Below are 13,141 nucleotides of genomic sequence, written 5' to 3'. Positions count from 1 at the left end.
CCCGTCATGAACCGCGACTACGCGACCTACGCCCTGCGGCGCGTCCTGCAGGCGATCGTGGTCATCCTGCTGGCCTACGTGTTCACGTTCGTGGTCATCAGCGTGCTGCCCGGCGACCCGGTCTCGGCCACGCTGAACAACCCGCAGAACGCGTTCACGCAAGACCAGATCCGCGACATCATCGCCTACTACGGGCTCGACCAGCCGGTGTACGTGCAGCTGTGGGGGTCGCTGTCGCGGTTCGTGACCGGGGACCTCGGCCTCTCGCTGCGCACGCACCTGCCGGTGAGCCGCATGATCGGCGAGGTCCTGCCCTCCACGCTCACCCTCGCCGCCGCCGCGCTGGCCGTGGCGCTGGTGCTCGCGCTGGCCATCGCACTGGGCACCCGCTACCTGCCCCGGCGCTACGGGCAGGGCGTGCTGCGGGCCTTCCCGTCGCTGTTCCTGTCGATGCCGAACTTCGTCATCGGCCTGGTGCTGATCCAGGTGTTCGCGTTCCAGCTCGGGCTGTTCCGGGTGATCGACTCCGAGGGCTCGTGGGCGACGTTCTTCGCCGCGGTCGCCCTCGGCATCCCGGTCTCCGCGCAGGTCGCCGAGGTGCTCGTGGCCAACCTCGATCACGAGTCCCGGCAGGACTACGCGTTCCTCGCCCGGTCGCGCGGGCTCGGCAAGACCCGGCTGTTCCTGCGGCACCTGCTCAAACCGTCGGCGCTGCCGGTGGTCACCGTGCTCGCGCTGGTGGTCGGGGAGCTGCTCGGCGGCGCCGTGATCACCGAGCAGATCTTCGGGCGCACCGGCATCGGCAGCCTGGTGCAGCGGTCGGTGACCGCGCAGGACCTGCCGGTGCTGCAGGCGGTGGTCTCGCTCGCGGCGGTCGCGTTCGTCGTGGTCAACCTCCTCGCCGACCTCGTCTACCCGCTGCTCGACCCGCGGGTGCGGTTGCTGCCCGAACGGCGGCGGACGGAGGTGGCGGCATGACGGTCTCCGCGGTCTCCGCCGCCCGCCCGGCCACCCGGCGCCGCGTGGCGGTGCCGCCCACGGTGGTGCTGTCGTTCGCCGTGGTGGCCGTCGTGTTGTCCTGGGCGCTGCTGCCCGGTCTGTTCACCGGCCAGGACCCGGCCGCCGGCGTGCCCGCGGACAAGTTCCTGCCTCCCGGCGCCGGGCACTGGTTCGGCACCGACCACCTGGGCCGCGACCTGTTCAGCCGGGTCGTGCACGGCACCGCCACCTCCGTCGGCAGCGCGCTGATCGCCGTCGGCATCGGCGTCGTGGTCGGCGGGGTGATCGGGCTCGTCGCCGGGTTCGCCGGCGGCTGGACCGACAGCGCGCTCGCGCGGCTGGTCGACGTGCTGCTGGCGATTCCGCAGTTCCTGCTCGCCGTCATCGTCGTCAGCGCGCTCGGCTTCCAGACCGTCAACGCCGCGGTCGCCACCGGGGTGTCCGCGGTGGCCGTGTTCGCCAGGGTGATGCGGTCCGAGGTCATCAAGACCCGGCGTGCCGTGTTCGTCGAAGCGGCCTACCTGCAGGGCGGGTCGCGGTGGCACATCCTGCTGCGCCACGTGCTGCCCAACGCCTCCCGCTCGGTGCTGACCCTCGCGGTGCTCCAGTTCGGACTGTCCATTCTGGTCATCGCCGGGCTGGCGTTCCTCGGCTACGGCGACCCGCCGCCCGCCTCGGACTGGGGCCTGCTCATCTCGGTGGGCAAGGACTACCCGCTGGCCCCCTGGCTGGTCTACGCGCCCGCGCTCGTCACGATCGCCACCGTCCTCTCCGTGAACAGGATCAGCCGATGGCTCCGCAAGACGAACTGACCCTCGACCGCCCCGCCGCGGCCACGACCACCGGCACGCTGCTGCGCGTGCGGGACCTCACCGTCGCCTACGGCCACCACCAGGTCGTCACCGGCGTGAACTTCGAGCTCCCGCGGGCGGGCAGCCTCGCGCTCATCGGCGAATCCGGCTCGGGCAAGTCGACCATCGCCCGCACGCTGCTGCGCCTGCTGCCCGAAGGCGGCCGGGCGCGCGGCGTCGCCGAGTTCGACGGGCAGGACGTCCTGTCGCTGCCGGAACGCCGGTTCCGCCGCCTGCGTGGCCGCCGCATCGGGTACGTGCCGCAGGACCCGGCCAGCTCCCTCAACCCGGTCCGCACCATCGGCGCGCAGGCCAGGGAGGCCGCCGCGCTGCTGGACGAGCCGAGCGCGGCCCGGCGGCACGAGCGGATCCTGGAGACCTTCGCGCAGGTGGGGCTCGACGAGCCGCGGCGCGTCTACGACTCCTACCCGCACCAGCTCTCCGGCGGCATGCTGCAACGCGTCCTCATCGGGCTGGCCGTGCTGCCGGGACCCGAGCTGCTCGTCGCCGACGAGCCGACCTCGGCGCTGGACGTGACCATCCAGCGGCGCATCCTCGACCTGCTGTCCCGGCTGCGTGCCGACCTCGGCATCGGCCTGCTGCTCATCACCCACGACCTGGCGATCGCCGCGGAGCGCGCCGACTCGCTGGTCGTGCTCAAGGACGGGGTGGTGCAGGACGCCGGGCCCACCGCGGAGGTGTTCTCCTCGCCGGATTCGGACTACACGCGGCGCCTGCACGCCGACGTCCCGGTGCTCAACCCGGACCGCTACCGCCGGTTGCGCGACGCCGAGCGGCCCACCGGGGCCAGGCCCAAGATCGACGTCCGCGGCGTGACGAAGACCTTCACGGTCGGCGGCCGCGCGCTGCGGGCCGTGGACGACGTGTCGTTCACCGTCGGTGCGGGCACCACGCACGCGCTCGTCGGCGAATCCGGCTCCGGGAAGACGACCGCCATCCGACTGCTGCTCGGCCTCGAACGCGCCGACTCGGGCCGCATCGAGGTGGCAGGCGAGGAGGTGACCGGCGGCTCGCACACCGCGCTGCGGTCGGTGCGGCGGCACCTGCAGCTGGTCTACCAGAACCCGTACACCTCGCTGGATCCGACGTGGAAGGTGGAGCGCCTGGTGCGGGAGCCGCTGGACCGGTTCCGCGTCGGGACCCGGCGGGAACGCGCCGACCGGGTCCGCGAGGCGCTGGACGCCGTCGGGCTGGCGGACGAGCTGCGCGGCCGCAAGCCGGCGGCGCTGTCCGGCGGTCAGCGGCAGCGGGTCGCCATCGCGCGGGCGCTGGTGCTGCGGCCGGACGTGATCGTGCTCGACGAGCCGACCTCCGCGCTCGACGTCACCGTGCAGGCCGGCATCGTCGAGGTGCTCCTGTCGCTGCAGGCCGACCTGGGGCTGACGTACGTGTTCGTGTCGCACGACCTCGCGCTGGTGCGCCAGCTCGCGCACACCGTGTCGGTGATGCGGCAGGGGCGGGTCGTCGAGAGCGGGCCGGTGAAGTCCATTTTCGACAGTCCGCGCGAGCCCTACACCCGCACGCTCATCGACTCGATCCCCGCCGGCGCGCAGGAGCTGTCGTGACGGGGCGCAGGCTCGGCTTCAACACGCGGGTGTCGTTCAGCGACGACCCGGGCGCGGGGCTGCGGGCGGGCATCGAGCTGTTCCGGGCGGCCGAGGCGCTCGGCTACCAGTCCGGCTGGGCCTACCAGCGGCACTTCGACCACTACCTGTCCTCGCCGCTGCCGTTTCTCGCCGCGGCCGGGCAGCACACGCGGCGCATCACTCTCGGCAGCGCGGTGATCCCGATGCGGTACCAGGATCCGGTGCTGCTGGCCGAGGCCGCGAGCACCACGGACCTGCTCATCGGCGGCCGCCTCCAGCTCGCCGTGTCCACCAGCGGCAACGCCACCTGGGACGCGGTGTTCGGCACGGCCGGCACGGACGCGCGCACCGAAGCCGAGCGCCGCCAGGAGCGGTTCCTCGACGCGATCGCCGGAGCCGCGCTGCACATTGTGGACGGACCGGGCCAGGGCGCGCCGGTGGGCACGCAGCTGCGGGTAACCCCGCACAGCCCGGGCCTGCGCTCCCGGATCCGGCAGGGCGCGGGAAGTCTGGGATCGGCGGCGCGGGCGGCCGAACTCGGCATCGGGCTGATCACCGGGACGGTGCTGCACGACGTCCCGGAGGGCGCCAGTTTCGGCGAGCACCAGGCGCGCCTGATCGACGTCTACCGCACCACCTGGCGCGACAAGCACGGCATCGAGCCGCCGCCGGTCGCCGTCGCCGCCTCGATCCTGCCCGGCACCACGGCCGAGCTGCGGGAGACCTACGCCGCCTACGACCGGCAGCGGCGCACCGAGGGCATGGCCGCGTCCCGCCCGAAGGGTGCGCTGACCCCGGTGATCGGCGCGGACCTCCCGGCCGGGATGCGGATGAGCCCGGTCTTCCACGGCACGCCCGACGAGGTCACCGAGGCCGTGCTCGCCGACCCGGGCCTCGCGGCCGCGGAGGAGATCGTGCTGTTCCTCCCGCCGGCCTTCGGGCTCGCGGAGAACGTGCGGCTGCTGACCGACGCCGCGCGGACGGTCGCCCCGAACCTCGGCTGGGACGGCGGCCCCGGACTCGGCTAGGTCCGTCGCGCCGACGCGGCGAGTGCACACGCGAGTCTTGGACAGGCGCGCGCCGGTGCCTCAGCGCGACGGATCGCGCATCTTCGTCAGCAGCGCGAGCAGCATGTCCTGTTCCTGCGCGTCGAGACGGGCGAAGAGACCGGAGGCGTGCAGTCGGGCCCGGAGCGCCTGCCACAGCTCGTGCCCGTGTTCCGTCAGGGCCAGGGTGCGCTTGCGGCCGTCGCCGGGATGGGACTGCCGGGCCACGAGTCCCAGGCGCTGAAGCTTGTCCGCGGCGAGGCTGACCGTGGAGGGATCGCAGCGCAGGCGGGCCGCGATGTCCCGCATCGTGGGCGGCTCGTTGCCTGGGGCGAGCGCCCACAGCGTGCCGGTGACGGAGGCCGGGACCCCGAACTCGCCGAGCACCTGAGCGACCACCGCGTTCGCGGCGTCTCCGACCTCCATCAGAACACGGACGATCTCGCCCTTGCGCTCGACGTCCGGGCGGGCAGCCGTCGTCCCCTGCGGATCACGGTCCACGGTCATGACGTCATGGTACCCTCAACATATCAATGAAAAACTCAATGATTTTTGGAGGGTAAATGACCGAGAGTCGCGTCGGCGAAACCGTGCTCGTCACGGGAGGAACCGGCTACCTGGCCGGCTGGGTGATCGCGGGCCTGCTCGAGCGCGGCTACCGGGTGCGCACCACGGTGCGAAGCCTCGACAAGGCCGAGCAGGTGCGCCGCGCCGTCGGTGAGCAGGCAGGCGGGACAGCGGCCGGGACCATCGATTTCGCGGTGGCGGACCTTCTGACCGACGATGGCTGGGACGAGGCGCTCTCGGGCGTGCGCTACGTGCTGCACACCGCTTCACCGATGCCCTTCGACTCGACCGCTGATCTCCTGACCACCGCCCGTGCGGGCACTCGCCGCGTCCTGGGCGCCGCCGCCCGCGCCGGGGTGGCCCGGGCCGTGTTCACCTCCTCCGGCGTCGCGGCCGACACCGGCGACCCGGACACACCCGCGACCGAGACGACCTGGACCGCACCCTCCGGCACACCGGCTCGGGCGTACCCCGATTCCAAGATCCTCGCCGAGCGCGACGCATGGGAACTCGCCGCCAAGACCGGGCTGGAGCTGACCGCCGTCCTGCCCACGTTCATGCAGGGGCCCACCCTCGGCGCGTCGAACAGGCCGGGAACGAGCGAGGTCGTCCGCCGCCTGCTCACCCGCGAGATCCCCGCCGTGCCGAACATCGGGTGGAACGTCGTGGACGTGCGCGATGTCGCCGAACTCCACATCCTCGCCATGACGAGCCCCGCGGCCGCGGGCGAGCGGTTCCTCGGATCGGGCACCTTCCTGTGGTACCGGCAGATCGCCGGCATCCTGCGTGAGAACCTCCCGGACCGAGCCGCGAAGGTGCCCACCCGGACCCTGCCCGACATCGTCTTCAAACTGCTCGCCAGGCGAAACCCGCAGATGGCGATGTTGCGCCCCGAACTCGGCCGCAGAAGGCTCGCCGACAGCAGCAAAGCAGGCACCCGGCTCGGCTGGCGTCCCCGTCCCGCCGAGCGAACGATCATCGACACCGCCACCGCACTCATCAGCCGAGCACCCGGTCGTCGAGGCGACTGATCCGGCTCGGCGTAGATCAAATCGGTAGCCTCGGATCGTGGTGTTCGATTCCGCTCGGTTCGACCTGCAGCCCTACGCCGGTTTCGACATGGACCGCTTCGTCCGGCAGACGTTCTGCAGCTGGACCCACGCAGGCTGGCGGTCCCTGCTCGTCCAGCGGTTCGAGCACGTCCCGGTCGCCGAGGACCTGGCGCTGCCCGGCGCGGCGGACCTGCACCTCGTGCTCCCGCTGTCCGGGCAGGCGGAGATGGAGCGGAGCGTCGGCGGCAGGCCCGTGCGCGTGCCCTGGATCCCGGGCCGCCTCCAGCTGAGCGTCCCGCACCAGCCGTCCGTCTCCCGCTACCGCGGGAACGAGTCGATGCGGAGCGTCCAGGTGCACCTCCCGCGCGACACCGTCGACACGGTCGCGGCGCAACTCGGTGGCACCGTGGATCACGAGGCCATGGCGGCGTCTCTCACCGAGGGGGACCCGCTGCTCGAAGCGGCCGTCCGGGCGATCGGATTTCCCGGCGAAGCGGGCGAGTTGTACGCCGAGTCCGCCGGCGCCTTCCTGACCACGCACCTGCTCACCCGGCACGGACGACTGCGCGCGGACCGCGCTCCGGCGCGGGAGGACACGCGGGTGCGCGCGGTCGTGGCGTTCATGCGCGAACGGCTCGCCGAGCCGGTCACGTTGACCGATCTCGCGGCCGAGGCGCACCTGTCCGTCTACCACCTCGTCCGGGTGTTCCGGAACGCGACGGGGGAGACCCCGCACCGGTTCCTCACCCGGCTGCGGATCGAGGAAGCGAAACGGCTGCTGCGGAACACCGACCTGGCGCTCGACGGGATCGCCCGGCGGTGCGGTTTCGCCGGCCCCGGCGCGCTGTCCACCGCGTTCCTGCGCCACACCGGCGTGCGTCCCTCGGTCTACCGCAATTCCTGACCGGCACACCGCAATTCCGGGGATGGGCCGGGCACGAGCGCCGGTCCTACGGTTTCCCGCATGGTGCCCGAGCCCTTCGAGATCCACGTCGCCGAACACGACCTGGCCGACCTTCGTACGCGACTGGACCACGTGCGGCTGCCCGAACCCGAGACGGTGCCGGACGCGACGCAGGGGCTCGAGCTGCGGCGGCTCACCGCGCTGCTAGACGAGTGGCGGCGGCACGACTGGCGCGCGACCGAGGCCCGGTGGAACGCGATCCCGCACTACCGGGTGCATCTCGACGGGCTCGGGATCGCCTTCTGGCACGTTCGTTCGCCGGAGCCGTCCGCGCTGCCGCTGCTGTTGACCCACGGCTGGCCGGGTTCCGTGCTGGAGTTCGAGCAGGTGCTCGGGCCGCTCACCGATCCGGTGGCGCACGGTGGGTCCGCGCGCGACGCCTTCCACGTGGTCGTGCCCGCGTTGCCGGGATTCGGGTTCAGCGACCGGCCGGCTGAGCCGGGGTGGCACCCGGGTCGCACCGCACGGGCGTGGGCGGAGCTGATGACGGTGCTCGGTTACCCGCGGTTCGCGGCGCACGGCGGGGACTGGGGCGCCCACGTGAGTACCGAACTGGCCCGCTGCTTCCCCGAACGCGTCGCCGGGCTGCACCTGACGATGCCGGTGGCCTCGCCCATGCCGGACGACCGCATGGCACCGACCCCGGACGAACAGCGGATGCTGGACCGCCGTGACCGGCACCTGGCCGACGGCTACGGCTTCGGGATGCTGATGGGCACGCGGCCGCAGACGATCGGCTACGCCCTGCTCGACTCACCCGCCGGACTGGCCGCCTGGCTCGGCGAAAAGTTCGCGGCCTACGCCGACGCCGACGGCGTGAGCCTGACGCAGCAGCTCGACACGATCGCGCTGTACTGGCTGACCGGGACCGGCGCGTCCAGTGCCCGGTGGTACTGGGAAGCGCTCAGGTGGGTGCCGCGCAGCGCGGAGGAGGAGAACGCACTGCCGATCGCCGTGCCCACCTTCTGTTCGTTGTTCCCCGCCGAACCTTGGCCCACCGCCCGCCGTTGGGCGGAGCGGCGATACCGGGACTTGCGCACGTGGCACGACCTGGACCGCGGTGGCCACTTCCCCGGGCTGGAGCAACCCGCCCTTCTCGTGTCCGAGATCAGGGCCGCGTTCCGCGAGGTGCGCGACCGCACGACAGAATGAGGAAACCGGAGAATGCAGTCCTACGACGTCACCGCCGAGACCCCCGCGCCGCCGTCGGTGGTGTGGTCCCTGCTGCTCGACGCGCGCAGCTGGCCGACCTGGTCCGCGGTCGACGCGCTGGAAGCCGACCAGTCGGAAGGCCTTTCCGCCGATGGCCGGGACGAAGTCGGCGCGGTTCGCGCGTTCCGCACCGGGAAGGTCGTCACCAAGGAGCGGATCACCGAACTGGAACCCGGCCGCCGGTTCGCCTACGAGGGCGCGGAGAACCCGCAGCTGACCGACTACCGGGCCGCGGTCGAACTGCGGGAACTCCCCGGCGGCGGAACGCGCATCCGGTGGCACGGCACGTACCGGGCCCGGCGGGGGATGGGCTGGTTCATGCGGCTGTACCTCCGCCGTTTCATGGGCAGGATGGCGGCGGGGCTCGCCGAGCACGCGGCCACGGTGAGCCACTAGGCCCCGTCCGGCCGAGACGCGCCGCCGTCGCCGCCGAACGTCGGCTTCTTGCCGTTCCCGGGAACGAAGACCCACCGGTCGTCCATTCGCGACCTCAGGCGGCCGGGGTGTCGAGGTCGGACATGTCCAGCACGAACCGGTAGCGGACGTCGCCGGTGGCGAGCCGGTTCAGGGCGGTTTCGACCTCGCTCGAGGGAAGGACTTCGACGTCGGCGGTGATGCCGTGCTCGGCGCAGAACTCGAGCATCTCGGCGGTCTGCCGCAGCCCACCGGTTCCGGAGGAGGTGAGCTTCTTGCGCCCGGCGCCGAGCTCCCAGAGCCGCGGGCCGGTCAGCAGGGGATTGCCCAGGACGCACAGCGTGCCGTCCAGGCCGAGCATGCCGATCAACGGCGTGAGCTCGTGGTCACCGGAGATGGTGTCGAGGATGAAGTCGAACCGGCCCCTCGCGGCCGAGACCTGGGCGTCGTCGGTGGTCACGAGCAGATCGGACGCCCCGAGGCGCCGGGCGTCGGGCTCCTTGGCCGTGCTGCGGCTGAGAACGGTGACCTCGGCGCCGAGCGCGGCGGCGAGCTTCACGGCGAGGTGCCCGAGCCCGCCGAGACCGGCGACGGCGACGCGGCTCCCGGGGCCGACGCCCGCGGCCCGCATGGGCTCCCAGACGCTGACACCGGCGCACATGAGCGGCGACGCGGCCGCGGGGTCGAGCCCGTCGGGCAGGTGGAACGCGAACTTCTCGCGCAGCACGTACTCGCGGCTGTAGGCGCCTTTCGTCGGGGTGCCGTCGACGCGGTCGGTGCCGCCGTAGGTGGTGGTCGCGCGGTTGTAGCAGTAGTTCTCCTGTCCGGCCAGGCACATGGCGCACTGGCCGCACGAGTCGACGATCGTCCCGATCGCGACCCGCTCACCGACCGCGAACCGGGTGACCGCCTGGCCGAGGGCGACCACGACGCCAGTCGCCTCGTGTCCGGGGACGAGGTCCTTCTCGCCGAGCATGCCGTGGATGCGGTGCAGGTCGCTGTGGCAGACGCCGCAGTAGTCGATCCGCACCGCGATGTCGTCCGGCCGCAGGTCGCGCCGCTCGATGATGACGCGAGTCAGTGCATTGGTGGCGGGGTCGAGGCTCTGCCACCCGGTCGTGGTCCTCATGAGGGGTCCTTCCAGTAAAACGGAATCTCGATTCACCATAACACGATACGGAAGATGGATTCCGCTTTAGTACACTCGATGGCGATGACCCCACGGACGAACGCCTCGAACACGCCCCGCGCGCCGCGCCGGGACGCCTTGCGCAACGACGAGATCGTCATCAACGCGGCGCGCGCGGTCTTCGCCGAGCAGGGACCGCAGGCGAGCATGGAGGCCATCGCGTCTCGTGCCGGCCTCGGCGTCGGCACGATCTACCGGCGGTTCGCGGGCAAGGGCGAACTCCTCGACGCCATCGCGCGGCTTTTCGTCGAGGAGATGGACCAGGCCGCCGCGGCCGCACTCGCGGACCCGGACCCCGCCGCTCTCGAGCGGTTCCTCGAGTTCGTCGGGACCTTCAACGCCGAGAAACGCCGCTACGCCGCCGCCCTGACCGAACGCGTCTCCGAGGACGCCGTGAGCGCGCGGACCGTGGACCGGGTCCGGCAGCTCACGCGGAAGGCGGTCGAGGCGGGGGTTCTCGCGCCGGACGTGACCGGCGACGACATCAAGGCGCTCATCGTCGCGCTCCGAGGGGTGGTCGCGGCCTCGCCGGACGGCGACGACGCAGGCTGGCGTCGCTTCCTCCGCATCCACCTCGCCGGGCTGCGCCCCGGCCGCTGACCTGGCCCTGCCCGTGACCGTCCGGGTCCTCGGGCATCCTGGTCGTATGGACAACCCGCCCAGCGATGACGAGGCGCGCCTGTTCGCGGCCCTGCCGGGGGAGTGGACCATCACCAGGAACCTCCCCGGCACCGGCCGGATGACCGGGTCGGCCCGGTTCCGCCCCGCGGGGCCGGATCTGCTGCACTACCGCGAGGACGGGCAGCTCGCCCTGGACGGCGGGCAGGTCCTCGACGTCTACCGCGAGTACCACTACCGGCTGGAGCCGGGGCAGATCCGCATCTGCTTCGCCGAGCCGGGGCCGCCGCGGACGTTGCACGTGCTCCGCCTCGACCAGGCCGCCGCGTCCGACGTGCACCTCTGCGGCCGGGACACCTACGCCGGTCACTACGAGTTCCCGGACGAAAACCGCTTCACAGTGAGGATGCGGGTCACCGGGCCGGAGAAGGACTACTCGATCGAGACGGTTTACGAGCGCGCCCGCTGAGGAGGTCACAGCGCGCGTGCCAGCAGCATCGTGCCCATCACGAGCATGGTCACCGCGACGAGGACGTCCAGCGCGCGCCACGCGCCCGGCCGGGACAGCACCGGGCTGAGCAGCCGCGCGCCGTAGCCGAGGCAGGCGAACCACGCCAGGCTCGCGGCCATCGCGCCGAGCCCGAAGATCCACCGCAGGTCCCCGCGGTCCGCGGCGACCGAACCGACCAGCAGCACCGTGTCGAGGTAGACGTGCGGGTTCAGCCAGGTCATCGCCAGGCAGGTGAGCACGGCCGCCCCGATCGAGCCTGCCGCGGCGCCCGTCGTCGTCAACCCGGTGGCCGCCGGGCGCAGCGCGCGCCGCCCGGCGAGGACGCCGTAGCCGATCAGGAAAGCACCGCCGGCCAGGCCGACCAGGGTGAGGGCGGCCGGCCACGCGGTCACCACCGCGCCCAGCCCGGCCACGCCGAGCGCGATCAGCACCGCGTCGGACGCGGCGCAGATCGCGACGACGGCGGCCACCGCGTGCCGCCGCACGCCCTGGCGCAGGACGAACGCGTTCTGCGCGCCGATGGCCACGATGAGGGACAGGCCCGTGCCGAACCCGGCCAGACCTGCGGAGAGGACGTTCACGCAACCCACGCTAAGCAGCGGCGGACGCGCAGTACAGCTAAAGATTTTTACGTATCATTAGCGCGCGTGATGACCGAGTTGCCCATCGACCAGGTGCGGACGCTGCTCGCGGTCGTCGACGAGGGCACGTTCGACGCCGCCGCCGCGGCCCTGCACGTCACCCCGTCCGCGGTCAGCCAGCGGATCAAGACCCTGGAGCAGCGCGTCGGCCGGGTGCTGCTGATGCGCACCAAACCGGTGCGGCCGACCGAGTCCGGGCAGGTCGTCGTGCGGTTCGCACGCCAGCTCGCCGCGCTGAACCAGGACGCGCGGCGGGAACTCGGGATCGACGGCCAGCCCGGCCCCGCGCGCCTGTCCATCGCGGTGAACGCCGATTCGCTCGCGACCTGGTTCCTGCCGGCGATCACCCGGGTGCCGCGAGATCCGCCGGTGTGCTTCGAGCTGTACCGCGAGGACGAGACGCGGACCGCCGAGCTGCTGCGCGAGGGGCGGGTGATGGCGGCGGTGACCTCGTCGCCGGACCCGGTCGCCGGCTGCCTCGTGCGCCCGCTGGGGCTCGCCCGTTACCTGCCCGCGGCGAACCCGGACTTCGTGGCCCGCCACCGGTCCGGCCGGCTGCGGCGGTGGCTGCCCGGCGCACCGGTGATCGTCTTCGACCAGGCGGACGAACTGCAGGACCGCTTCGTGCGCGCACTGTCCGGTGTGGACGCCGCGGAGGACCGACACCACGTGCCCACCTCGGAGGGCTTCCGCGACGCCGTGGCGGCCGGCCTGGGCTGGGGCCTGGTCCCGGAGCCGCAGGCCCGGCCGTTGCTGGAGTCCGGCGCCCTCGTCGAACTCGAACCGGGCCTGCACTGGGACGTGCCGTTGTACTGGCAGCAGTGGAAACTGGACGTGCGCGCGCTGGCGCTCGTCGCGGACACGATCACCGCGGCGGCCGCGGAGGCGCTGCACCCGCTACCGTCCTGAGTGGACGATCAGGGGCGCCAGGCCGGGTCGCGGCCGATGAAGGCCATCAGCTGGTCCTGCGGCGAGGCGTCGTCGGCCACGGGCACCGCGGGACCGTACTGCCCGCTGTCCCGCAGGAGCTGCTCGATCGGCCGCATGGCGGCGAGCGCGGCGGCGCACCGGTCCTGGCCGAGGTCGGGTTCGCGGCCGAGCGCCTTGGCCAGGTCCCAGGTGTGCATCCAGACGTCGGCCGTGTAGAACTGGTCGATCGCCTCGTCCACGGGCTTGTCGCCGGTGTGCGGGTTGCTCAGCACGCGCCCGGCCGGGTCGTCGAGGATCGCCTGGATCTCGGCGGCGTGCTGCTTCCAGGCGGCGGCCGGGCCGGCCGCGACGTCCAGGGCGGGGAGTTCGATCCCGGCGCCCCGCAGGAACCCGCGGGACCACTCGACGAGGTGCTTCACGACGTCGAGTGCGGTCCACCCGGCGACCGGGCTGGGCCGGGTCCAGTCGCCGGGGCCCGCGGACTCGACCAGCTCGGTGAAGCGGGCCGCGTCGTGCGCGTGCTGCTGGGCAGGCGTCATC

At 72.5% G+C, this 13,141-nt stretch carries 15 protein-coding genes; 11 read left to right on the top strand and 4 right to left on the bottom strand.

The genetic code is table 11. The annotated features are described in order from the left end of the window. The first annotated feature begins 6 nt into the window (after positions 1–6). From AMY39116_RS0302015 to AMY39116_RS0302000, 4 genes are read left to right on the top strand one after another with little or no spacing between them, the layout of a single operon-like run. On the top strand, positions 7–978 hold the full coding sequence (locus tag AMY39116_RS0302015; protein ID WP_020416049.1) for an ABC transporter permease: 972 nt from the start codon (positions 7–9) through the stop codon (positions 976–978). Then, positions 975–1,811, top strand: coding sequence for an ABC transporter permease (locus tag AMY39116_RS0302010; RefSeq protein WP_020416048.1), 837 nt, complete (start codon positions 975–977; stop codon positions 1,809–1,811). Before AMY39116_RS0302015 ends, AMY39116_RS0302010 begins: the two co-directional genes overlap by 4 nt. Then, entirely contained in the window at positions 1,790–3,436 is a 1,647-nt protein-coding gene (locus AMY39116_RS42055) for an ABC transporter ATP-binding protein (protein ID WP_020416047.1), read from the top strand. The genes AMY39116_RS0302010 and AMY39116_RS42055 overlap by 22 nt, the downstream gene beginning before the upstream one ends. After that, positions 3,433–4,485, top strand: a complete 1,053-nt coding sequence (locus AMY39116_RS0302000; RefSeq protein ID WP_020416046.1) for an LLM class flavin-dependent oxidoreductase — start codon at positions 3,433–3,435, stop codon at positions 4,483–4,485. Before AMY39116_RS42055 ends, AMY39116_RS0302000 begins: the two co-directional genes overlap by 4 nt. Positions 4,486–4,545: 60 nt before the next feature. Here the strand turns inward: AMY39116_RS0302000 and AMY39116_RS0301995 are convergent, their stop codons facing one another. After that, positions 4,546–5,010 carry a MarR family winged helix-turn-helix transcriptional regulator gene (locus AMY39116_RS0301995; RefSeq protein WP_020416045.1) on the bottom strand — a complete coding sequence of 155 codons (465 nt, stop codon included), beginning with the start codon at positions 5,008–5,010 and terminating at the stop codon, positions 4,546–4,548. Positions 5,011–5,066: 56 nt separating this feature from the next. Here AMY39116_RS0301995 and AMY39116_RS0301990 point away from each other — a divergent pair, with 56 nt between their 5' ends. The 4 genes from AMY39116_RS0301990 to AMY39116_RS0301975 are packed head-to-tail and all read left to right on the top strand — an operon-like array spanning position 5,067 to position 8,694. Then, on the top strand, positions 5,067–6,101 hold the full coding sequence (locus tag AMY39116_RS0301990) for an NAD-dependent epimerase/dehydratase family protein (protein WP_020416044.1): 1,035 nt from the start codon (positions 5,067–5,069) through the stop codon (positions 6,099–6,101). A gap of 37 nt (positions 6,102–6,138) precedes the next feature. After that, the gene (locus AMY39116_RS0301985) at positions 6,139–7,026 is read left to right on the top strand and encodes an AraC family transcriptional regulator (RefSeq protein WP_020416043.1); all 888 of its coding nucleotides are present in this window, start codon (positions 6,139–6,141) and stop codon (positions 7,024–7,026) included. 60 nt (positions 7,027–7,086) lie between these two features. Continuing rightward, a complete protein-coding gene (locus AMY39116_RS0301980; protein ID WP_020416042.1) occupies positions 7,087–8,238 on the top strand; it encodes an epoxide hydrolase family protein in 1,152 nt (383 codons plus the stop codon). A gap of 12 nt (positions 8,239–8,250) precedes the next feature. Next, positions 8,251–8,694 carry an SRPBCC family protein gene (locus AMY39116_RS0301975; protein WP_020416041.1) on the top strand — a complete coding sequence of 148 codons (444 nt, stop codon included), beginning with the start codon at positions 8,251–8,253 and terminating at the stop codon, positions 8,692–8,694. Positions 8,695–8,788: 94 nt separating this feature from the next. Here the strand turns inward: AMY39116_RS0301975 and AMY39116_RS0301965 are convergent, their stop codons facing one another. Then, positions 8,789–9,841, bottom strand: a complete 1,053-nt coding sequence (locus AMY39116_RS0301965; protein ID WP_020416039.1) for an NAD(P)-dependent alcohol dehydrogenase — start codon at positions 9,839–9,841, stop codon at positions 8,789–8,791. 84 nt (positions 9,842–9,925) lie between these two features. Here AMY39116_RS0301965 and AMY39116_RS0301960 point away from each other — a divergent pair, with 84 nt between their 5' ends. Together AMY39116_RS0301960 and AMY39116_RS0301955 are read left to right on the top strand one after the other, a co-directional pair. After that, complete coding sequence (locus AMY39116_RS0301960; RefSeq protein ID WP_039791134.1) at positions 9,926–10,501, top strand: TetR/AcrR family transcriptional regulator; 576 nt, start codon at positions 9,926–9,928, stop codon at positions 10,499–10,501. 46 nt (positions 10,502–10,547) lie between these two features. After that, positions 10,548–10,988 carry a DUF6314 family protein gene (locus AMY39116_RS0301955; protein ID WP_020416037.1) on the top strand — a complete coding sequence of 147 codons (441 nt, stop codon included), beginning with the start codon at positions 10,548–10,550 and terminating at the stop codon, positions 10,986–10,988. A 5-nt stretch (positions 10,989–10,993) separates the two neighbouring features. Here the strand turns inward: AMY39116_RS0301955 and AMY39116_RS0301950 are convergent, their stop codons facing one another. Beyond that, complete coding sequence (locus AMY39116_RS0301950; protein WP_020416036.1) at positions 10,994–11,611, bottom strand: LysE family transporter; 618 nt, start codon at positions 11,609–11,611, stop codon at positions 10,994–10,996. A gap of 69 nt (positions 11,612–11,680) precedes the next feature. Between AMY39116_RS0301950 and AMY39116_RS0301945 the strand changes: the two genes are divergently transcribed. Continuing rightward, complete coding sequence (locus AMY39116_RS0301945; RefSeq protein WP_020416035.1) at positions 11,681–12,580, top strand: LysR family transcriptional regulator ArgP; 900 nt, start codon at positions 11,681–11,683, stop codon at positions 12,578–12,580. Positions 12,581–12,588: 8 nt separating this feature from the next. Here AMY39116_RS0301945 and AMY39116_RS0301940 read toward each other — a convergent pair whose 3' ends face one another. Next, positions 12,589–13,140, bottom strand: a complete 552-nt coding sequence (locus AMY39116_RS0301940) for a maleylpyruvate isomerase family mycothiol-dependent enzyme (protein WP_020416034.1) — start codon at positions 13,138–13,140, stop codon at positions 12,589–12,591. Position 13,141 lies beyond the last annotated feature (1 nt).

It is taken from the genome of Amycolatopsis sp. ATCC 39116 (assembly GCF_000231075.2).
Classification (GTDB): Bacteria; Actinomycetota; Actinomycetes; order Mycobacteriales; family Pseudonocardiaceae; genus Amycolatopsis_E; species Amycolatopsis_E tucumanensis.
Note: the sequence above shows the minus strand (reverse complement) of the source record. Positions and strands in the feature narration are given on the sequence as shown.